This is a genomic window from Bacillus sp. JZ39 (assembly GCF_053903145.1).
The window spans coordinates 2,082,497-2,102,048 of record NZ_CP096389.1; the positions used below are offsets into that span (position 1 = coordinate 2,082,497).

A 19,552-nucleotide genomic window follows, 5' to 3' on the forward strand; every position below is an offset into this window, starting at 1 on the left:
TCAGTCTGACAAATATAAAAAGTCATGTAAACGGGTGTGAACCGTACTTACATGACTCACCATGGAAACAAGTGCGCTTTTTCAGACGCCGCTTTCCTTATTTCTCTTCTTCACACACTGTGTCACCAGGCTCGCAAAATTGATCGGCCCATGCCTGCATCTCTTGAAATACAGCTTGAAGCGCTGTTCCTTTTTCAGTCAGCGTGTAGATGACTTTGACCGGCGTTTCAGGGAGAACCTGCCGTTCGACAATCTCGTTTTGTTCAAGCTCCTTCAAGCGCTCTGCCAACATTTTTTGGCTGATCATCGGTATTGTTTCCGTTATCTCTTTAAACCGTTTCGGCCCATCCATTAGCACATGGATGATCAGACCGTTCCATCGTTTTCCCAGCAATGAGAATGCGGATTCCATTTTAGGGCACATCGTATTTCCCACAAGTCTTCATCCCTTCATCTATTGATTGACATGTATTCAATGATCCATTACAATAATCTTTCAAGTTACATTTAGTAAGCTTCTAACTTTTCTATTATCATACCACGTTTATCCGAAGGAGGAAACACTATGACGAATACTCTGGATGTTTTAAAAGCACGTGCATCTGTAAAGGAATATGATACAAATGCCCCGATCTCTAAGGAGGAGCTGACTGAGCTATTAGACCTTGCCGCTAAAGCGCCTTCCGCTTGGAACCTTCAGCATTGGCATTTTACAGTATTCCACAGCGATGAATCAAAAGCGGAGCTTCTTCCTGTAGCGTATAATCAAAAACAAATCGTTGAGTCTTCTGCTGTTGTTGCCATTTTAGGCGATTTAAAGGCAAATGAAAACGGTGAAGAAGTTTATGCTGAATTAGCAAGCCAAGGCTATATTACGGATGAAATCAAACAAACATTGCTCGGCCAAATCAACGGTGCTTACCAAAGCGAGCAATTCGCACGTGATTCCGCTTTCTTAAATGCTTCTTTAGCTGCTATGCAGCTTATGATTGCCGCAAAAGCAAAAGGTTATGACACTTGCGCAATTGGCGGATTTAACAAAGAGCAGTTCCAAAAGCAATTTGATATCAGTGAGCGCTATGTTCCGGTTATGCTTATTTCAATCGGCAAAGCAGTGAAGCCTGCCCATCAAAGCAACCGCCTGCCACTTTCAAAAGTATCAACTTGGCTGTAAGGATATGAAAAACCTTAGTCCGAAATCCGGACTAAGGTTTTTTTATACAATCGCCTCTTTGTACCATTCACGAGCCTGTTCAGCTTCATGCTGAGTCAGCTGATGGCCCCCGTCCTGCCAGTAAACGGAGGCTGATGCCCCGCTGTCACGTAAATAGCGGTAAAGCTCTTCTGATTCTTCCTTCGTGCAAAGAGGATCGTATTTCCCGGCACCGATAAAAACAGGGAGCCCCGCCATATCAGGCAGCTCGATACCCCGAATCGGAACCATTGGATGATGCAGAATAGCCCCTTTTAACACATCTTTATAATGAAAAAGCAGGCTTGCCGCAATGTTTGCGCCGTTTGAATAACCGACTGCAATCACTCGGCCGCGATTAAACTGATGCGTTTCTGCAGCCTCGTCGATAAAATCTTTCAATTCTCTTGTCCGCACCACAAGATCCTTTTCATCAAAAACTCCTTCACTCAGACGTTTGAAAAATCGCGGCATTCCATTTTCAAGCACCGATCCTCTGACACCAAGCAAATGGGCATCAGGGTCTATAAACCGCCCCAATGAAAGCAGATCGTGTTCATTACCGCCCGTGCCATGCAACAGCAAAAGTACGTTGTCAGATGTTCCTTTTTCATAAATATGCTTCATTATAAATTCCCCCTTTTAAAGTTCAGGTAAAATGTCTGTAATTTGTTGTCTATGTTTCTCCAGCCATTCAGGCAGTTTTAAGGAAGTCCCTAGCTCAGCAAACGTTTCATCTGTCATAAAGCCTGGTTCATCTGTGGCAATTTCAAATAAGATACCGCCTTTCTCCCTGAAATAAACTGATGTAAAGTATTCCCTGTCGAGAATTTCTGACGAAGGCAGATGGTTTTCAGCAATAATCGGCAGCCATTTCGCCTGTTCCTTTTTCTTAGTCCGAAACGCTACATGGTGTACCGTACCATATCCTCCGACTCCTCTTTTTTCAGGGTGTAAATGGACATCAATGACACCGCCGGCGGCCGCTGAGGTTGCCAGTCTGACAATCTGGTCTTCTTCAGCCACTTTGGTGTATCCAAAGCTTTCCGTTAACAATTGTATGGTCGCCTGCGGGTCGTAGGAATATAGCAGCACACCTTTCATTCCCGTAATTGCTTCATTTGTTGTGATCCCGTCAGGCGTCCACTCGCTTTTGCCGCTTTTCGCATCCTCCATGATCGCCAGCGGAAGGTCTTCTGTATCATCAAAAATAAGACCTTTTTCACCAAACAACGTTTTTTCCTCTAGGCTCAGCCCGCTTTTCTCAAGACGCTCCTTCCAAAAAGACAGGGAGCCTGAGGGAACTGAAAAGTACACCCGGCCCGCTTGGCCTTTTCCTACCGTTCCCTGTCCGCTTCCTTGGAAGGGAAAAAAGGTCATTATTGTACCGGGATCTCCGTTTTGATTCCCAAAGTAAAAATGATAAGTCCCGGGATCATCAAAGTTTACTGTTTTTTTAACAAGTCTGAGCCCAAGCACTTCTGTATAAAATCGCAAGTTTTCTTGCGGATCTCTGGCGAATGCTGTGACATGGTGCAATCCTTCTGTTTTCATTTTCTCACTCCTATTTATCTTGATTTCAAGATATTTATTATTTTAAACCTTTATTGAAAAGGATGCAAACCATGTGTTTTGTTTAAATAATTGTAAAAATCATTTTTTTCTAATAATTATCTTGTGATCTTTTCTAACAACTGCTATTATAGTGAGCATTATCATGTTTCAGGAGGAAAGTAAATGGTTAAAAAAGCACTTATTGTTATTCTCATTCTTTTGCCATTCGTTCAGCTCGCGCTTTTGCCGCTTGTGAATCGAATAGAACCGATTATGTTCGGCCTGCCGTTTTTCCACTTTTGGCTGCTGCTGTGGATTATTGTTACGCCGTTATGCTCGTTTGGCATTTATCAGATGCAAAAAAAAGATGGAGGACTTGAATAATGCAAGGGAATCTGACTGCACTTCTCATTACTTCTATTATTGTTTTAACCGTTGTCTGTATCGGCTTTCTCGCCGGAAGAGACAAATCCTCGCGCACTTCTGTGGAAGAATGGTCTGTCGGCGGCAGACGCTTCGGCGGTCTTCTCGTCTGGTTTTTAGTAGGCGCTGACCTTTATACGGCCTATACTTTCTTAGGGTTGACCAGTACTGCTTTTACAGGCGGAAGTGTTGCATTTTTCGCCATTCCTTATTCTGTGTTGGCCTACTTTATCGCCTACTTCTTCTTGCCAAAACTTTGGAAAGTTGCCAAAATTCATAAATTAACAACACTCGCGGATTATGCCCGGGAACGTTTTAACAGTAAGCTTTTGGCAAGCCTCGTTGCCATCGTTGGGGTACTCATGCTTATTCCGTACATATGCCTTCAGCTTAGCGGCATTCAAGACACGCTTCAGGTTGCCGGCACTGGCTATATTAACGTAAAATTCGTTGTGATCATTTCATTTATTCTGGTTGCTCTTTACACATTCTTCAGCGGGATTAAAGGGCCCACATATACAGCCATCATTAAGGACATTTTAGTATGGGTCATTATGCTGTTTATGGTGGTGTCCCTCCCTCTCATTCATTTTAACGGCTGGACGCCAATGATTGACACGTTAGTGAAGGAAGCGCCGCAAATGCTGACGATACCGTCAGAAGGACCAAAAGGCATTCCTTGGTTTATCACAGCATCTATTGTTTCCGCTCTGGCACTTTTTATGTGGGCACATGCCGCTACAGGAGTTTTCACGGCGAAAAGCGCTGATGCAGTAAGAAAAAACAGCATGTTTTTGCCGCTTTATAATATCGTGTTAATTTTGGTCATTTTTCTTGGCTTTATCGCCTTTCTTATCCTGCCGGAAGATACAAATCCAAGACTCGCGCTGCTGCATTTGATTCAAACATCTTACGGCGGCGTGGCACAAGGCTTTGCATATGCCACTATCGCTCTTGCTTCATTAATACCTTGTTCCATTATGGCAATCGGCGCATCGAATTTATTCGCCAACAACCTATACCGGGATTTGATTCATCCGAATGTGTCGCAAAGCAAGCTGACCCTCGTCACACGTTCAATGGTGTTTGTTGTCATCGGTCTCGCGCTGCTGTTTGGAATGCTGTTCCCGACTGCCTTAGTGACACTCCAGCTATTAGGTGTATCCGGCATGGTGCAAATCTTCCCGGCGATTGCTGTCAGTCTATTCTGGAAGCGTCAAACGAAAGAAGCGACAGTTATCGGATTATTAGTCGGCCTTGCGGTTACGTTTATTGTGTATACCACTCAATCCGCACATGGCATTTATGAAGGATTCTGGGGATTGGCCGCCAACATGATCGCTGTGGTGATCCTGAATCCGCTGTTCGTTAAAAACGCGGGATCCAATCCTGTCATTGAAGGTTTATTTGGCAAAAAACAAGACGCTAATCCAAATCAAAAGGGTGCATAAAAAAACCATACGCGGCAGCCGCGTATGGTTTTTTTACATTTCTTTTTTCAGTGTTTCAATTGCCTTTTCCATTTGCGTATCATTATCAGACAGCTTCTTCTGAAGTTCTATCATTAATTTCGTTGTTGTATCGCCAGTCAGTATGCCTGTCTCTTTCAGCTTCTCTTTTTTCTGGAACTGTTTGACGACAGATACAAAGTCCTGGTCATACGTACTGTTAACGTTTACCTTGTAACCAAGTGCTTTGAGCATTTTCTGAGCCACTTTGACGTTTGTGCCTGTATCACCTGATTTGTACGTTTTATCTGCGTCCAAATACGGCAGCTTCGCGTAATCAGGCAGCTCAGCTTTCACTTGAGGCTTGATGCCTTTTTTGTGAATCCATTCGCCGTCAGCAGTCAGCCATTTGGCAACTGTCAGTTTGACAGTAGAGCCATCATCATATTCTTTTGCCGTTTGCACTGTACCTTTTCCGAATGTCGTCTCGCCGATTAACGGTACGTTTGACGATTCATGAAGGGCAGCGGCCATAATTTCGGCTGCGCTTGCTGTACCGTCATTTACTAAAACGACGGTCGGCTTGGTCACTTTCCGTTCTTTTTCGGCCTTCATGACTTCTTTTGAACCGTTTTTGTATTCAACCTGCATGATGTTTTTCCCTTTATCAATGAACAGGTTGCTCATCGTAATCGCCTGTTCCATTAAGCCGCCCGGGTTGCCTCTCAAGTCTAAAATATAGCCTTTGGCGCCTTTTTTCTCTAAACCGTCAATCGCATCTGTCAGCTCTTTAGCTGTTGTTTCAGAGAAAGAAGTGATTTGAATTTCTCCGATGTTGTTGTCTTTCATCTCTGAATAGACAGTCTCTACAGGAATAGTATCGCGCTTAATGGAAAGATCGATATTCCCCACTCCCGCTCTGTTCAGTTCAAGCTTCACCTTTGTGCCCTTTTTGCCTCGGATTAAAGCGACGGCTTCATTTACATTCATGCCTTTTACGCTTTTTCCATTCACCTTAATGATTTGGTCTCTCGGTTTGATACCGGCTTTTTCAGCAGGTGAACCTTTAATTGGGGATACAATAAGGATTTCTCCGTCTTTCTCCTCTACTTGGGCTCCGATTCCTTCAAAAGATGCTGAAATCGTCTCGTCGAATGATTTCGCTTGCTCTTGATCCATATATGTAGAGTACGGATCATCCAGTGATTGAATCATTCCTTTAATTGCTCCGTCTACTAATTTGTCATCATCTGTTTTTTGGTAATAATCACTTTTGATTTGCTCATACGCTTTATTTAATTTGTCGAACTTACTGTCTCCTGTGCTTGCTGATTTTTGGCCCAGGATACTGGAATTGCCCGTAATAAATAAAGTAAGCGCCGAAGCGACAACTGCAGTGATCAGCACAATAAAAAACAGTTTTAATTGCCGTTTCAATTAAACACCACCTTTTTCTTCTTACATTATTATCATGGACGAATTCTTATTCGTCAACTCGGAGCAGAAATGAAAGAGAAACGCCCTTCTTTTGCTTTTCATAAACCTATGTCTTTATACGACATATGATAAGGAAAAAGGAGGATTCGATATTGAGCCGATATTTAGAAATGCTGTCCTTATTCGGTGTCGCAGGGGCGCACCCAGGCGGGCTGGCTTTTTCAAAAGCGGTCTTGCAAAAGGCTGCACCCTCTCCGAATCAGCCGATTCTTGATGCCGGATGCGGAACAGGACAAACGGCGGCTTATTTAGGACATTTGCTGTATCCTGTAACAGTCGTTGATAAAGATCCTATTATGCTTGAGAAAGCGAAAAAAAGATTTGCGAATGAAGGGCTTGCCATCCCTGCATATCAGGCGGAGCTGGAACATCTCCCGTTTTCTTCTGAGTCCTTTTCCTGTGTCCTGTCAGAATCGGTCCTCAGTTTTTCACGCCTGACATCCTCTCTTCAAGAAATTTCAAGAGTTTTAAAACCCGGCGGGATGCTGATTGGTATCGAAGCTGCTTTAAAAAAACCGATGCCACCTGCAGAAAAGAAGCAAATGATGGATTTTTACGGATTTACTTGCTTACATGAAGAAAGCGAATGGCATAAACTCCTAAGATCCTATGGCTTTCAAAAAACAGAAGCGATGACACTTCTTCCGGAAGACATGGAATTTGAACCAACCACAGAAATGGATTTATCGCAAACGATTGATCCCATCTATTACGATACGCTTCAAACACATTATCAGCTCATGCAGTTATATAGTGAGTACATGGGTCATTGTATTTTTATCGCGTACAAGTAAAACGGCGTATCGCCCCCTGTTTTCGTCCAACCTTTTTTTCCTATCTATCATATGCTGATAGAAAGTCAGGATAGGAGGGGAACAATATTGGAGAGATATTATCATCTTTGCAAAAACCATCAAGGTAAAGTCGTCAGAATTACAGAGAGAGGCGGGAGAGTTCACGTCGGCAGAATTACCCGTGTAACAAGAGACAGAGTTTTTATAGCTCCGACCGGCGGAGGGCCAAGAGGTTTCGGTTACGGATATTGGGGCGGTTATTGGGGATACGGAGCAGCTTACGGGATTTCCCTCGGTTTAATTACAGGGGTCGCTCTTGCTGGTTTATTCTTCTGGTAAGCATAGAACAAATGCTAGATTCACCAGACACAATGAAGCCCGCTTATCTAGTGTAAGCGGGCTTTTCATTTTAAATTTTCTTCACTTTTTCAAAGTACTCTTCAAGCGTTAAATCATTATCTTGGATGACCTTTGCGGCTTTTTTGCCTACATAGCGCAGATGCCATGGCTCATATTCATATTTCGTGATATCTTCTTTATTTTTCGGATAGCGAATGATAAAGCCATATTTATAAGCATTGTCCTGCACCCATTTCCCGTCTGCCGTGCTTCCGAACGCTTCATTTAGCTCAAAGCCATTGCTCCGGCTCGAAATGTCCATCGCAAGGCCTGTTTGATGCTCGCTTTCACCCGGGTAAGCGACCGCTTCCTTTGCCTTCTTTTCCCCTTTTAGGCTTACTTCATTGTCAAAAATGACTTTCTGTCTGTCATACGAACGGTACCCTGAGACAGCTGCCAGTTCATAGCCTTCCTTTTTGGCAGCATCGAACATTGTTTTTAATGCGTCGGCCGCTTCTTTTCTGATGTAACGTTTTTGAATCTTTTCTTCAAAAGAAAACTCTACATCAGGTATGACAAGATCGCTAGGTTCATAGTTTCCGGGCAGTGCATATTGTTTATTGACAAGCGCGAGTATATTTTCTGGATTTTGAATGGTTTCCAGACCATCGACTTTTTTAATATCATTGAAATACTGGCTTTCCAATGAAAACTCACTGTTTTGAGTGTTTGATTTTTTGCTGTCAGCTGTTTTTTGTTCTGTTTGCTTTGTTTCTGCTGTGGTTTTCGTATCCTTTTGAGCATCACCGTTCGACATGCTGCAGCCGGCTCCGACTATTGCCGTTACACTCAGAGCGGCAGCCAGTGAGAACCATTTACCGGACTTTTTCATATTACATTACCTTCCTTTTATCAATCGTTTCCGCATTCATAAAGAAGAGGCTGCCGGCACCCAGCACGCCTCTTGATATATTTTATTGTGATACGGAATGTAAAGCCACTTCTATCATATCATGAAATGTCGTTTGACGCTCTTCCGCTGTCGTTTCTTCTCCTGTTAATACGTGATCACTCACGGTGAGAATTGACAGGGCTTTTCTTCCGTGCTTCGCTGCTAATGTATACAATGCAGTTGTTTCCATTTCAACGCCAAGCACACCGTATTTTGCAAGTTTTTCAATTTGCGAATCGTCGTTGTAGAACTGGTCAGCTGTAAATACGCTTCCTACAGTCACCGGCACACCTTTATCCTTTGCGGCATCATAGGCATTTTTTAAAAGCTCAAAATCTGCGCAAGGCGCAAAATCAATGCTTCCAAAAGCGACTCTGTTCATTTGTGAATCAGTTGAGGAGGTCATCGCCAAAATGACGTCTCGCACTTTGACATCTTTACGAATAGCGCCGCAGGAACCGACTCTTATTAGATTTTGCACATCGTAGCTTTGAATTAATTCATTCACATAAATTGAAATAGACGGAACACCCATTCCCGTGCCTTGTACTGAGATTTTTTTACCTTTATATGTACCCGTAAATCCATACATGCCTCTGACTTCATTGTAGCATTCTACATTTTCAAGATACGTTTCTGCAATAAATTTTGCTCTGAGAGGATCTCCCGGCAAAAGCACTGTATCCGCAATTTGTCCTTTTTCAGCACCTATATGTACACTCATCTCATATCCTCCTGTAAATCTAAATTATCATCCAGCCCGTCCATTTTACAACGAATGTCATGATGAAACAAACTTCAGCATTGATTATAAAGGAATATGTCGAAAAAAGAAATGTTCGAGGATCTGTTAGGCACTTCCTCAGAAAAACGGATAATCGGGGTGTTTATTTGAAAACCTAACCGCAGGAAGGAGGGGTGGGACATGGGTAAAAAACATCGCAACCGGATCACCGGCCAAAAAAAGAACAATCATATACCTGAAAAAGATATCATTGCAGCTGAAGAAGCACACGGGAAAGAATATTCCGCTGCCAAACGCAAGCCTTAAAACTGCAGAAAACTGCGGGTTTCCGCAGTTTTCTTTTCATTAAGTCGTTTGTACAATCAGACGATTGATTTTCCTCCAGCCGGCGGGAAGCAGTTGATAATATGTTTTCCCTTTTCTGCCTTCATCAATCAGGATCACGTCCCCTGTGGCCATGAATCTTGCATCATAATCACTCGGAACAGTGTCGAATACATTAAACAAAGAGAATGCTCTTTTCAGCACGTCTTGATGATCGCTCCCGTTCAGTTCAGTTCGATAGACGGCTCTGTAGCCCTTTTTTTCGCCAAACCGGGGTGTCTGAAATATTGTCACGTCATAGGAACAAGACTTCTTTTTAAACACGGATAACATCATCAAGATCCCCTCCCTTTTATTTCTTTAACATATTGGCGTTTTTGCTGTGTTTTCCTCTCTCTATTTTTGTCGAAACCGCTTAATCTTTTCGTCAAAACCTTTTACTAGGAAAAACAGAAGCAAGCCAAGGCTAAAGCCGCCTAACACATCTGTCACAAAATGAACCCCCAGATACACTCTGCTTATGCCGACTAAAACAGCAATTACACCGGCTATGATATATACCATTTTTTTATGCTTGGACAAAAACGGGAGGTGTTTCACTAAAAAGTAAGCAATAACAGGATAGACACAAGCAGCATTCATGGAGTGGCCGCTCGGAAAACTGAAGGATGATTCATGAACCAGCGGTGCAAAATCAGGCCTCACTCTTTCGATCCATTCTTTTAAGACTTTGTTTAACAGCCGATCTGTGCCGAATACTAAGAGCATCAACAGGCCGTCCCATGTTTTTCTGTAGAAAAACATGCCTGCTCCAATGATGACAATTAGAGGGAGCAGAAAAGAAGAAGCACCAAGATGCGTGATCCCCGTCATGACTTCATTAAGCCATGGCTGACGGATCAAAACAGCTGCCTTGCTTATTGCTTCATCTGCAGATTGAACAGCATTTGTATGAATGGCCGCAGCTAGAATGAGAAAGAAAAGAAACAAACTAACGGGCTTGTACAATTTAACCACCTCAATTTTCACAGAAGTCATAGAACATGAATAATAAAACCGGAGCTGACAACTCCGGTTTTAAGCCTCACTCATCTTCATCCAGCTCTTCATCTATCATACATTTTTCTATCAAATAATCAAAGGTGATATCAGCGATTTCAAACAGCTCATCCTCACTCGGTATGTAGCCCCGTCTTGCAAGCTCTCTGTAAAAAAATTCAGCGATTTCTTCCGTATCAATCACAAGATCTATTTCTTTCATCTCCGTACCGCCTCCTTTTTTATGTTTTATGAAAAAACAGGCTGAATTATACCCGGTGTTCTAAACAATTCTTTCAGTCATATATTGAATAAAAAACGAGCCATGGGAGGCTGACGCTATGATTGCTAAAATGATGGAAGCACTGGACGGAGAAAGATTTGATATCATAATGGAAAAAACGCTCAAAGGAATGACGCGTGTGATGATTTGGGGCTGTCTGCCATATTTTTTATATGTCTTGATCCGTATGTTCACAAACTAACTGAAATGCTCTTTTAAACTTTCCAAAACAAACATCATCATGTCTTTATATTCTTCATCATGAAACATTTCGTACAGAATTTTGTAGTCATTATAAATATCCAGAAGCTCATCAACAATTGACACAGCAAGGATGTGAAGGGTATCTTGATCTTCATCATCGCCTTCAAACTGAAGAAGAGCAGACGATGCGATATCTTCGCCGATCTCATGGCCAGTTTCTCCGACATAATGGACAAACAACAGCTGATGCACAAACTGGTCCATTTCATATTTTCTAAGCACCAGCGTGAGATCCTCTTCCTCCGTTTCAAGCCACTCTCCATCCTTTAAACGGGTCAGCTCATAAATGATATCTTCCCAGCCATCTTCTAAATATCTCCAAATTTCTGTTCTATGGCCGATAATGCGAAAGAGTTCTTTTCCATAATCTTTTACATAAACAACGTCCCCAATAAGGAATTCATACTCAATATCAAGCTTCTCCATGTCGACAATGACACCCTCATAATCTTTATAAAGCTGAATAGATGATTCAAAGTATAAAACTTCGTTATGATTGACTTCATAAAGATAGTGTTTATCAATTTGGTGTACTTTTGTGATGGTGCCGACTGTTCCATACATAATGACGACTACGATATCCCCTACTTGGAATTTCGGTTTATTTTGCTTCATGGTGTCTCCCCCTCGCCGCAACATTTCTCATACGCTATCGTATGCCGGGTGAAGCCAATTCGCATGGGCATGAAAACCAAAGGAAATATCCAATTATGGTATGGGGGACATAAAAAAATCCGCAGTGATCTGCGGATGAAACAGCTATTATCTGCCGTGCACTTCAGACTCGTATTGATCCCAAGCTTCATCAAACGTCGCCATCGTGTGAAGGTAATCAGCATTCAGCTCCAAATATGAACTGATTTCATGATAATCGGTTGATGTTTTTGGAAAGCTGTGATCCTCATACGCCTGATTGGCAAATTCACTGATGCTGTCCTTCGGCTTAGGGTGTCTGTATTTCAATAAATAGTGATAAAAGGATTTCATGGGTTTCCCCTCCTGGTGTCTGTCTTTTGTTGTTCTATTATACAGTTCAAGTGTAAAATTACAACAAAAGAATACTGAAACATGACTCAGGAGAAGTCAAAATAGTTGCGTTTCAAAATTCTTTCTGTCTCCATGAGCTGCTGATATGTCAGGCTTTCAGGCAGTTTTTTTGTTTGAATTAAAAGCAGCTGATCCTCAATCTCCTTAACCGTGTTTTCCTCTTGATAGGTCATACCGCAGGAAGAACATACCATGGCAGGGGTGTCTGTCAGTTCTATAGCCCTCGTTCCATCAGGGAGCTCCCAGTACACCGTGTTCCTGCCGGGCACCGCTTCAAGCTCGCCGCACCATTCGCATGTTTTCATGAAGAATCCCCTCCGCATTCAGTCTCTTTCTGTTTTTTCTGCTGCGCCAAAAATTTCTTTTCTTTGAGCTGATCTCTTTTCTCACGCCGATCTTTTAATGTTTCATGCTCCGGATTTGCGATGTATGCCTCTCTCCTTTTGATTCTGTCTACATTTTCAGGTGTAAACGAAACTTCTTTGTCAGCAAAAATGGCACTCAGCCCGATCGGCTCCTTTTTGTCAGCGGTTTCAGGGAAAACGGACTCAAAATAGGCGTCTGCCTGATTGGGGATATAATTTTCTGGTTCCGGATATGACGTAATCACACCTTCAAAATTTCTTAAGATCACTTTGTCAGGACTTTGTGACAGTACATAGTTTGGCTGCAGGGCGATTTTACCGCCGCCGCCTGGTGCGTCAACGACAAAGGTAGGAACCGCATAGCCTGAGGTATGACCTCTCAGCCCTTCAATGATCTCCAAACCTTTGGAAACAGGAGCTCTGAAATGCCCAATTCCTTCTGACAGATCACATTGGTAAATATAATAAGGACGGACTCTGATTTTTACCAAGTCATGCATGAGCTTTTTCATAATTGGAACCGAATCATTAATACCTGCTAATACGACAGCCTGATTTCCGACCGGCACTCCCGCGTTCACCAGCTTTTCACATGCCTCAACGGATTCTTCTGTCATTTCGATGCTTGTGTTAAAATGGGTGTTCAGCCAGACCGGATGATATTTTTTCAATATCTCGCACAGATGATCGGTAATGCGCTGCGGAAAGACGACGGGCGCTCTTGTTCCGATTCTGATGACTTCCAGATGCGGAATGCTGCGCAGCTCTTTTAAAATATATTCTAAAATTTGGTCGTTGATGAGCAGCCCATCACCGCCTGAAATTAAACAATCGCGGATTTCAGGTGTTTCCCGGATATAAGCAATTGCAGCATCAAGCTGTTTTTTGGGGACTCCCATTCCGATTTGACCGGAAAAGCGCCTTCTTGTGCAGTAGCGGCAGTACATGGAACATTGATTCGTGACAAGAAACAGCACACGGTCGGGATAGCGGTGTGTCAGACCGGGTACCGGTGAATCTTCATCCTCATGAAGCGGGTCTTCCAGATCGTATTTTGTTTTATGCATTTCTTCAGAAAGCGGCACAGACTGCATGCGTACCGGGCATCTCGGATTGTCGGGGTCCATTAAAGAAGCATAGTAAGGTGTAATATTTAAGGGGATCGTTTTGGTAGAAATTCTGACGCCTTCCTCTTCATCCTCGGTCAGATTGATGACTTTCTTTAAATCATCTAACGTTCTTACAGTGTGTGTCAGCTGCCAAAGCCAATCGTTCCATTTCTCTTCCGGAACGTCCTTCCATAACTCGATCTCCTTCCAATGCCGTTTCGGTTTATACCATTTGTTTTTCAAACGAACTCCTCCTCGCGCATATTTTGACTTACAGTTGCTTGCACCAAATATTCATGTTTTCAAGGCCTTCGGCTATAAAGCAATTATTAATCAGCCTTCCGCCATACTGATAACCTGAATGGTACAACACAGCATTCATCCCAAAAGACGAAGCACGGGCGAGAGAAAACACATGAAAGATATCCTTTCCAGCCATTTCTTTTTCTAACGCCTCGATTAAAAAGCTTGTTAACGAATGGCCGCGATATTCCGGCAGCACAGCGCAATCGGTTATTTCTGCATGCCCAAGCTCTGGATTGATTTCTGCGCTTGCTGCGCTGATCAGGCGGTCATGATCAAGCATGATATAATACACCGTATTTGCATTCATCGTCTTTTCAATATAAGCGGGGTCAAATACTGGGGTTGGGTACGTGCGGAATACTTTTTTATACAGCATCGATAGCTGGTACATGTCGTTTGTTTCTGCTTTTCTCATCGTAAAAACGGGTGTACTGTCGTTGCGAAGACGGGGCGCTGTGCGATATATGGCTTCGATGATCTCCTGTTCCTCTGTATAAGAATCTGTTTGTCTTCGGCTTTCTGACAGATAACGTACCATGACACAAGCCGAATGGCCGAGATAATAGCCCTTTAGATAGCCCTCAGGCGCAAATAATTGTTTGACAAGCATTGGCTCATCATGCTGCTTCGCATAGACGATGATTTTTTCTGCATTCTCTTCTTTTGCCGCTGCCACGATATCCGGTAGGGCCTTCTCAATGGCTCCGTCATAACGGACCACTCTGATTCGTTTATTAAAACCGTCATGGTCCAAAACTGCTGTGACACCGCTACTCTTTATTGACTTGAGCATCCGCATCCTCCCCATCTGTATGAAGCCCGCACCAATCCATGACAAAAAGTGCAATAATTTTAGCAGATTCTATCATGGCTTCAACCTCAATGTATTCATTGGCCTGATGAGCCGTTTTTGTTTCCCCCGGCCCGAAAACGATCACTGGTGTATCTCCTGCATGGTACAAAAGCCCTCCATCCGTTCCCCACGGGGAAGCCTCAATAATCGGCTCTGTCTGTTTCATTTTTTGATAGGCTGATTGCAGCACAGAAATTAAAGGGTGATCATCAGGTAAATCATTCGGCAGCCATTGAGCGCCAAACCATTCGACTTGTACGGGATGGCGTTTAAACCATTCGTCATGGTATTCTAAATCCTTCAGCCAGTTTTCCAATTCAAGTTTTACAGCTTCTGGTTTCTCATGGGGAGCAATTCCGCATCTCCCTTCTATGACGACACGGTCTGCAACTGAAGATGGCCAGGCACCGCCCGAGATGGTGCCGATATTCACCGGTACCGGTATTGGGATATTGTCATACAGCGGATCTGAAATTCTCGCATTGCGGACTTTCTCCAGCTCTTGTATCGCTGTGATAACGTGCATGCTTTTTTCAATCGCGCTTACCCCTTCGTAGCGTGTGCCCCCATGTGCGGATAATCCCTTCACAGTGATCCGAAACCACATTGAACCCTGCTGCTTAATAAATAGTTTCATATTCGTCGGTTCAGGAATCAGCGCCCCGTCAGCACGATAGCCTCTCATGATGGCGGACAGTGTACCGGCGCCGCCGCACTCTTCATCTACAACACTCTGAAACAATACATCTCCCTTCAGTTTGACATCGCAGGCGTGCAGGGCTTCTAAAGCAAAAAGAAGGGCTGTATTGCCTCCCTTCATATCCGTTGAGCCGCGGCCGTATATTTTACCGTTTTCTTCGACAGCTTGATACGGTTCATACTTCCAATCCTTTACGCTTCCTTCAGGCACAACATCGATATGGCCGTTCAAAATCAGGGACCTGCCTCCGCCGGCTCCCGTTTTTTTAGCCACGATATTCGGGCTCTCATGAAAATCGGATCGGTTAGATTTAAAGTAGGGATGCTGTTTTAATTGCTTTATGCTTGGCTCCCATACATCAATGTCCATATGAAATTGCCGCAGCTTTTCAAGCACAACAGCTTGGGCGTTAAACTCTGACCCCAATGTGCTTTTTTCCCCAATCAGCCTTTTGAGAAGACGAATGGCTTTGGCCGAATGCTGATCAAGCCACTCGATTACTTTTCTTTCAATGTCTTGCATCCTCATTCCCCCTCTTAAGAAAAAGGCATATCTATTTTGATTTCAGCTTCTGTCAGCCTCGTCACCTCATCTATTGTCGAGCCATTCATCAGCTCTTTTAAAATGAAGTGATGGCTATCGACCTCAAGAACCGCTTTTTCGGTAATAATCAAATCTACACAGCCTGCAGCAGTTAATGGCAGCGTACATCTTTCTGTTAATTTAGGCCTTCCCTTTTGATCTGTATGACTCATGACGACAACCACTTTTTTCGCTTTTTGGGCAAGCTCCATCGCCCCGCCCATACCAGGCACCTTTTTTCCCGGAACAAGCCAATTTGCCAAATCTCCTGATTGGCTCACCTGCAGGGCGCCTAAAATCGTAATGTCAATTTTGCCTTTTCTGATCATTGCAAAAGACATGGTTGTATCAAAATAAGACGCCCCTTTTACAGCGCGGACAGGATATCCCGCGGCGTTGCATAAATGCGCATCCTCTTCTCCCTTTTCGGGACTTTCTCCAATGCCAAGGACACCGTTTTCCGCTTGAAACATGACCTGCATGTCAGGCTTCAAAAAGTTCGGTACCAAGGATGGGATACCGATACCGAGATTCACAATCATGCCCTGCTTAATTTCAGTAGCAGCGCGTTTTGCAATCTGTTCTCTTTCTGCTACTCCCAAGCCCATTTCCACTTCACTCCCTCGCTTCGTACAACCCCCTCAACAAAAACCCCCGGTGTGACAATCATTTCTTCAGAAATCTCCCCCATCGGAACGATACGCTCAGCTTCGGCAAAGGTTCTCCTGGCGGCCATTGCCATAAGCGGATTCATATTGCGCGCGGTTTTGTCATACGTTAGATTGCCGAATTCATCTGCAATGTAAGCATTGATAAAAGCAAAATCAGCCGTCAGCGCCTCTTCAATCAAGTATCGTTTTCCCGCCACTGTTACGATGTCCTTTTTTTCGCAAACCATTGGATTATCAATGCCCACATCGGTTAAAATACCGCCAAGTCCCGCTCCGCCAGCGCGAATCCGTTCCGCAAGCGTTCCCTGAGGTGAAAATTGAACCTCTAACGTCCCCTCTGTCATCTGTTTTCCGGCTACAGGATTGGAACCGATATGCGAGGCGATCAGGGTTTTGACCCGTTGATTAACAATAAGCGGGCCGATCCCGATATCCGGGAAACCGGCGTCATTGCAAATCACAGTTAAATCCGTTACACCGCTGTCCAATATCGCTTCAATCAGTGAAGGAGGCGACCCGACTCCCCCAAAACCGCCAAACATCAGAACCGATCCATCCCGAACATCTGCAATTGCTGTGTCAATGCTGATTGCTTTTTGAAATGGCGCCATTTAATGTCAATCCTTTTTTAAGTTTTTTTCGACCGCTGCAACTGTTTCTGAAAAAATAGAGATAAGCTCTTCCATTTCACCGTCTGAAATGGTAAAAGGAGGAGCAATAATGACAGCATCTCCTTCTCCGCTGTCTATTCCAGCTTTGGAAGGATAAACAATCAGCCCGCGTTTTTTCGCCTCGCTGACAATAAGCTGGGTTACCGCCTGCTCTGGCGGAAACACTTTCTTCGTTTTTTGGTCTGTCACAAATTCAATGCCTAATAGCAGTCCTTTTCCGCGCACATCACCTATAATGCCGCTTTGAGATGCCGCCTCATCAAGCTTTTTCTTCAGCACAGCGCCCTTTTTTTCTGATTGTTTGATCAAGCCGTGCTTTAACACATATCGCAAAACTTCAAGAGCAGCTTTGGCTGAATAGGGATGTGCACTATATGTGTGACCGCTCATAATCACACCTGACCCTTGTTTTATCGTTTCAATAATAGAATCAGATACGACGGCAGCGGCAATAGGTGCATACCCCGCACCGAGTCCCTTCCCCAGTACAGCAATATCAGGTACGGTGTCCCAATGCTCTGTCGCGAGCATCCTTCCTGTTCTCCCAAGCCCCGTCATCACTTCATCTGCAATAAAAAGCACATCGTGTGTGCGGCATACCTCACTTAATCTCTCATAATATCCCGGAGGCGGAGTAATCGCTGCGCCTGCAGCACCAATAATAGGCTCAGCCACAAAGCCGGCGATGAATTGGCTTCCGATTCTTTTGATCATAGTGTCCAGTTCATCAGCTGCAGTCTGAACAAAGTCTTCTTCCGTCTCATAATTCAGCCGATAAATATGTGGAGCTGAGATAGCTGGATACCGCTCAATGAGATGGGTGAACCGGTATCTCCTTTCATAAAAACCAGACAATGAAAGCGCTCCCAAAGTTATTCCGTGGTAACTGCTCCATCGAGACAAAAAGATGGATTTTTGTGTTTGCTTTTTTTCCTGCCAAAACTGAATGGCAATTTTCATAGCTGTTTCTATCGCTTCTGATCCGCTGTTGACAAAAAAAGACCAATTCACATCTCCGGGCAGCTCCTGTGCCAAGAGAGCGGCTAATTGCTCGGCGGGCTCACTCGTAAACTGTGAGCGGTAAGCAAAAGACACCTGATCAAGCTGTTCTTTCAGCTTCTCAGTCACATCACGAACTCCGTGGCCGATATTACATGTCACCGCACCTGACGAGCCGTCGAGATATTTTTTTCCGGTCTGATCATAAACATATGAACCCTTCGCATAACTGACAACCGGATAGGCCGAGCTAAGCTCTGGCTTAATCAAATAACTGCTCATGCTCCCACCTCAAAACCCCTTTTACCATATTGTATGAGTGTCCAAATGGCGGCATGACGTTCCCCGCAAAAACTTTTTCACATAAAAAGAGCCTTCCTAATAGGGAAGGCTCTTTTGGAATTTCAGCATCTAGCAAATAAAAGCGGCTCCAACAATAATTAATAAAATGAACAAGACAACAATTAACACAAATGTATTTGTCCCGCAGCCAAATCCGTAACCGTACCCAGAGTATCCATACATGCTGTTTTCATCCTTTCTTATCACGATATACGGCATTTTATGCGGGCCAAGTCCCAAATGGTTTGTGCAAACGCCTATTTCATGTAAGGAAATAATGAAATACAGTATGCACCCGCTCATATTTTTTAAACGTCAGCTTTTCGTAAAACTGAGTTGCACCGTCAGTGCTTGCAGCCACTAAGTAGGCTGCTTCCATTCCTAGTGATTTGGCGATGGACAGCATTTCTTTCACTAAGATACTGCCGTAGCCCTTCCTTTGAAACTGATCTAAAATTGCCACTTCTTCGATTTTAGCCGTTTTCTCTTGATGATCGATAAACAGCTCGCCGCACCCAATGGGAACTTTCTGTGCCTGGTCGCTGTAACAAACAACAAGAATGATTATACCTGCTTCATAGAAAGGATATTTTCTTTTTAATTTTTGTTCAGCGATTGCTTCTCCAATATAAATGGAATCGTAAATTTTCATAATAGAAGATCCGTCGCAAAGACTTTTTGTCGTCCCCCATGCGGTTAAAGGATGTCCCATCTGCCCCTTCCAGTCACTAAGCTTCATGTCATATAGTAGCTCATCCTCGACGACAAAACCGCTTTTTACAAGCGACTGCTTCAAACCGAGCGGAAAAACATGCTGCGGCGATGCTTTTAAATGGAGATAATTCGCATCAAGCAGCTTTGGTACGGAGGGTAAAAAGTTAAGTAACCGCTCCAATGGAAACGTATCATGGAGCTGAACAAAGTTATGAGAAAAAATTTGCGGAAGTTGCGGATCTCTGTATACGCTGTAATGATCAAACGATGCCGATTCAGACGTTAACAATATATATTGATGTTCCGTTTTTGAATAATGTCCTGTCATGAACGTCTCCTT

The 19,552-nt window shown here is 43.6% G+C and carries 28 protein-coding genes; 7 read left to right on the forward strand and 21 right to left on the reverse strand.

Annotated features, from left to right (window positions below; all coding sequences use genetic code 11):
- Positions 1 to 97: 97 nt before the first annotated feature.
- Complete coding sequence (yodB, locus tag M1D65_RS10415; protein ID WP_004399427.1) at positions 98 to 436, reverse strand: transcriptional regulator YodB; 339 nt, start codon at positions 434 to 436, stop codon at positions 98 to 100.
- 129 nt (positions 437 to 565) lie between these two features.
- On the opposite strand from yodB, the gene M1D65_RS10420 reads away from it, so the two are divergent.
- Positions 566 to 1,174, forward strand: a complete 609-nt coding sequence (locus M1D65_RS10420; protein WP_014477092.1) for a nitroreductase family protein — start codon at positions 566 to 568, stop codon at positions 1,172 to 1,174.
- A 42-nt stretch (positions 1,175 to 1,216) separates the two neighbouring features.
- Here the strand turns inward: M1D65_RS10420 and M1D65_RS10425 are convergent, their stop codons facing one another.
- Positions 1,217 to 1,819 carry an alpha/beta hydrolase gene (locus M1D65_RS10425; RefSeq protein ID WP_003231194.1) on the reverse strand — a complete coding sequence of 201 codons (603 nt, stop codon included), beginning with the start codon at positions 1,817 to 1,819 and terminating at the stop codon, positions 1,217 to 1,219.
- 15 nt (positions 1,820 to 1,834) lie between these two features.
- Entirely contained in the window at positions 1,835 to 2,746 is a 912-nt protein-coding gene (locus tag M1D65_RS10430; protein WP_070547460.1) for a ring-cleaving dioxygenase, read from the reverse strand.
- 183 nt (positions 2,747 to 2,929) lie between these two features.
- Between M1D65_RS10430 and M1D65_RS10435 the strand changes: the two genes are divergently transcribed.
- Together M1D65_RS10435 and M1D65_RS10440 are read left to right on the forward strand one after the other, a co-directional pair.
- Positions 2,930 to 3,130: a DUF3311 domain-containing protein gene (locus M1D65_RS10435; RefSeq protein ID WP_003231189.1), complete on the forward strand. Its 201-nt coding sequence runs from the start codon at positions 2,930 to 2,932 to the stop codon at positions 3,128 to 3,130.
- Positions 3,130 to 4,620 (forward strand): sodium:solute symporter family protein, encoded by a 1,491-nt coding sequence (locus tag M1D65_RS10440; RefSeq protein WP_103804322.1) that lies wholly within the window; start codon positions 3,130 to 3,132, stop codon positions 4,618 to 4,620. The genes M1D65_RS10435 and M1D65_RS10440 overlap by 1 nt, the downstream gene beginning before the upstream one ends.
- Positions 4,621 to 4,653: 33 nt before the next feature.
- Here the strand turns inward: M1D65_RS10440 and ctpA are convergent, their stop codons facing one another.
- Positions 4,654 to 6,054: a carboxy-terminal processing protease CtpA gene (gene ctpA, locus M1D65_RS10445; RefSeq protein WP_103804325.1), complete on the reverse strand. Its 1,401-nt coding sequence runs from the start codon at positions 6,052 to 6,054 to the stop codon at positions 4,654 to 4,656.
- Positions 6,055 to 6,206: 152 nt separating this feature from the next.
- Between ctpA and M1D65_RS10450 the strand changes: the two genes are divergently transcribed.
- Together M1D65_RS10450 and M1D65_RS10455 are read left to right on the forward strand one after the other, a co-directional pair.
- Positions 6,207 to 6,908, forward strand: coding sequence for a class I SAM-dependent methyltransferase (locus M1D65_RS10450; protein WP_014480045.1), 702 nt, complete (start codon positions 6,207 to 6,209; stop codon positions 6,906 to 6,908).
- An 87-nt stretch (positions 6,909 to 6,995) separates the two neighbouring features.
- Positions 6,996 to 7,247, forward strand: a complete 252-nt coding sequence (locus tag M1D65_RS10455) for a hypothetical protein (RefSeq protein ID WP_014477099.1) — start codon at positions 6,996 to 6,998, stop codon at positions 7,245 to 7,247.
- Between the two features lie 70 nt (positions 7,248 to 7,317).
- Here M1D65_RS10455 and ldcB read toward each other — a convergent pair whose 3' ends face one another.
- Together ldcB and deoD are read right to left on the reverse strand one after the other, a co-directional pair.
- Positions 7,318 to 8,139, reverse strand: coding sequence for an LD-carboxypeptidase LdcB (gene ldcB, locus M1D65_RS10460; RefSeq protein ID WP_014480046.1), 822 nt, complete (start codon positions 8,137 to 8,139; stop codon positions 7,318 to 7,320).
- 82 nt (positions 8,140 to 8,221) lie between these two features.
- The gene (gene deoD, locus M1D65_RS10465) at positions 8,222 to 8,923 is read right to left on the reverse strand and encodes a purine-nucleoside phosphorylase (RefSeq protein ID WP_003241589.1); all 702 of its coding nucleotides are present in this window, start codon (positions 8,921 to 8,923) and stop codon (positions 8,222 to 8,224) included.
- Positions 8,924 to 9,124: 201 nt separating this feature from the next.
- Here deoD and M1D65_RS10470 point away from each other — a divergent pair, with 201 nt between their 5' ends.
- Entirely contained in the window at positions 9,125 to 9,250 is a 126-nt protein-coding gene (locus tag M1D65_RS10470) for a hypothetical protein (protein ID WP_003231174.1), read from the forward strand.
- A 39-nt stretch (positions 9,251 to 9,289) separates the two neighbouring features.
- Here M1D65_RS10470 and yodL read toward each other — a convergent pair whose 3' ends face one another.
- The 3 genes from yodL to M1D65_RS10485 form a co-directional block, all read right to left on the reverse strand.
- Positions 9,290 to 9,604 (reverse strand): shape determination protein YodL, encoded by a 315-nt coding sequence (gene yodL, locus M1D65_RS10475; RefSeq protein ID WP_004399431.1) that lies wholly within the window; start codon positions 9,602 to 9,604, stop codon positions 9,290 to 9,292.
- 60 nt (positions 9,605 to 9,664) lie between these two features.
- Positions 9,665 to 10,276 carry a phosphatidylglycerophosphatase PgpB gene (gene pgpB / locus M1D65_RS10480; protein ID WP_004399336.1) on the reverse strand — a complete coding sequence of 204 codons (612 nt, stop codon included), beginning with the start codon at positions 10,274 to 10,276 and terminating at the stop codon, positions 9,665 to 9,667.
- A gap of 76 nt (positions 10,277 to 10,352) precedes the next feature.
- Positions 10,353 to 10,529: a YozD family protein gene (locus tag M1D65_RS10485; RefSeq protein ID WP_003231166.1), complete on the reverse strand. Its 177-nt coding sequence runs from the start codon at positions 10,527 to 10,529 to the stop codon at positions 10,353 to 10,355.
- Positions 10,530 to 10,647: 118 nt separating this feature from the next.
- Here M1D65_RS10485 and M1D65_RS10490 point away from each other — a divergent pair, with 118 nt between their 5' ends.
- A complete protein-coding gene (locus tag M1D65_RS10490) occupies positions 10,648 to 10,791 on the forward strand; it encodes a hypothetical protein (RefSeq protein WP_003231164.1) in 144 nt (47 codons plus the stop codon).
- Here the strand turns inward: M1D65_RS10490 and M1D65_RS10495 are convergent.
- From M1D65_RS10495 to cgeE, 12 genes are all read right to left on the reverse strand, one after another.
- Positions 10,788 to 11,468, reverse strand: coding sequence for a hypothetical protein (locus M1D65_RS10495; protein ID WP_014480050.1), 681 nt, complete (start codon positions 11,466 to 11,468; stop codon positions 10,788 to 10,790). The two genes, M1D65_RS10490 and M1D65_RS10495, sit on opposite strands and share 4 nt — an antisense overlap.
- 147 nt (positions 11,469 to 11,615) lie before the next feature.
- Positions 11,616 to 11,840, reverse strand: a complete 225-nt coding sequence (locus tag M1D65_RS10500) for a YozE family protein (RefSeq protein ID WP_003231160.1) — start codon at positions 11,838 to 11,840, stop codon at positions 11,616 to 11,618.
- 86 nt (positions 11,841 to 11,926) lie between these two features.
- Positions 11,927 to 12,205 (reverse strand): YokU family protein, encoded by a 279-nt coding sequence (locus M1D65_RS10505; RefSeq protein WP_004399539.1) that lies wholly within the window; start codon positions 12,203 to 12,205, stop codon positions 11,927 to 11,929.
- Positions 12,202 to 13,617: a lysine 2,3-aminomutase gene (kamA, locus tag M1D65_RS10510; protein WP_004399420.1), complete on the reverse strand. Its 1,416-nt coding sequence runs from the start codon at positions 13,615 to 13,617 to the stop codon at positions 12,202 to 12,204. Before kamA ends, M1D65_RS10505 begins: the two co-directional genes overlap by 4 nt.
- Before the next feature lie 28 nt (positions 13,618 to 13,645).
- Positions 13,646 to 14,473, reverse strand: coding sequence for a putative beta-lysine N-acetyltransferase (gene ablB, locus M1D65_RS10515; RefSeq protein ID WP_021481488.1), 828 nt, complete (start codon positions 14,471 to 14,473; stop codon positions 13,646 to 13,648).
- Entirely contained in the window at positions 14,451 to 15,761 is a 1,311-nt protein-coding gene (locus M1D65_RS10520) for a peptidase (protein WP_010886532.1), read from the reverse strand. The genes ablB and M1D65_RS10520 overlap by 23 nt, the downstream gene beginning before the upstream one ends.
- Positions 15,762 to 15,769: 8 nt before the next feature.
- Positions 15,770 to 16,423 (reverse strand): 3-oxoacid CoA-transferase subunit B, encoded by a 654-nt coding sequence (locus M1D65_RS10525; RefSeq protein WP_004399417.1) that lies wholly within the window; start codon positions 16,421 to 16,423, stop codon positions 15,770 to 15,772.
- Positions 16,408 to 17,097 (reverse strand): CoA transferase subunit A, encoded by a 690-nt coding sequence (locus tag M1D65_RS10530; protein ID WP_032725995.1) that lies wholly within the window; start codon positions 17,095 to 17,097, stop codon positions 16,408 to 16,410. The genes M1D65_RS10525 and M1D65_RS10530 overlap by 16 nt, the downstream gene beginning before the upstream one ends.
- 6 nt (positions 17,098 to 17,103) lie before the next feature.
- Complete coding sequence (locus M1D65_RS10535; RefSeq protein ID WP_070547466.1) at positions 17,104 to 18,438, reverse strand: aspartate aminotransferase family protein; 1,335 nt, start codon at positions 18,436 to 18,438, stop codon at positions 17,104 to 17,106.
- On the reverse strand, positions 18,419 to 18,574 hold the full coding sequence (locus M1D65_RS10540; protein WP_015714119.1) for a hypothetical protein: 156 nt from the start codon (positions 18,572 to 18,574) through the stop codon (positions 18,419 to 18,421). Before M1D65_RS10540 ends, M1D65_RS10535 begins: the two co-directional genes overlap by 20 nt.
- A complete protein-coding gene (locus M1D65_RS10545) occupies positions 18,568 to 18,717 on the reverse strand; it encodes a YjcZ family sporulation protein (RefSeq protein ID WP_015251877.1) in 150 nt (49 codons plus the stop codon). The genes M1D65_RS10540 and M1D65_RS10545 overlap by 7 nt, the downstream gene beginning before the upstream one ends.
- A gap of 43 nt (positions 18,718 to 18,760) precedes the next feature.
- Positions 18,761 to 19,540 (reverse strand): spore maturation N-acetyltransferase CgeE, encoded by a 780-nt coding sequence (cgeE, locus tag M1D65_RS10550; RefSeq protein ID WP_128441667.1) that lies wholly within the window; start codon positions 19,538 to 19,540, stop codon positions 18,761 to 18,763.
- Between the last annotated feature and the right edge of the window lie 12 nt (positions 19,541 to 19,552).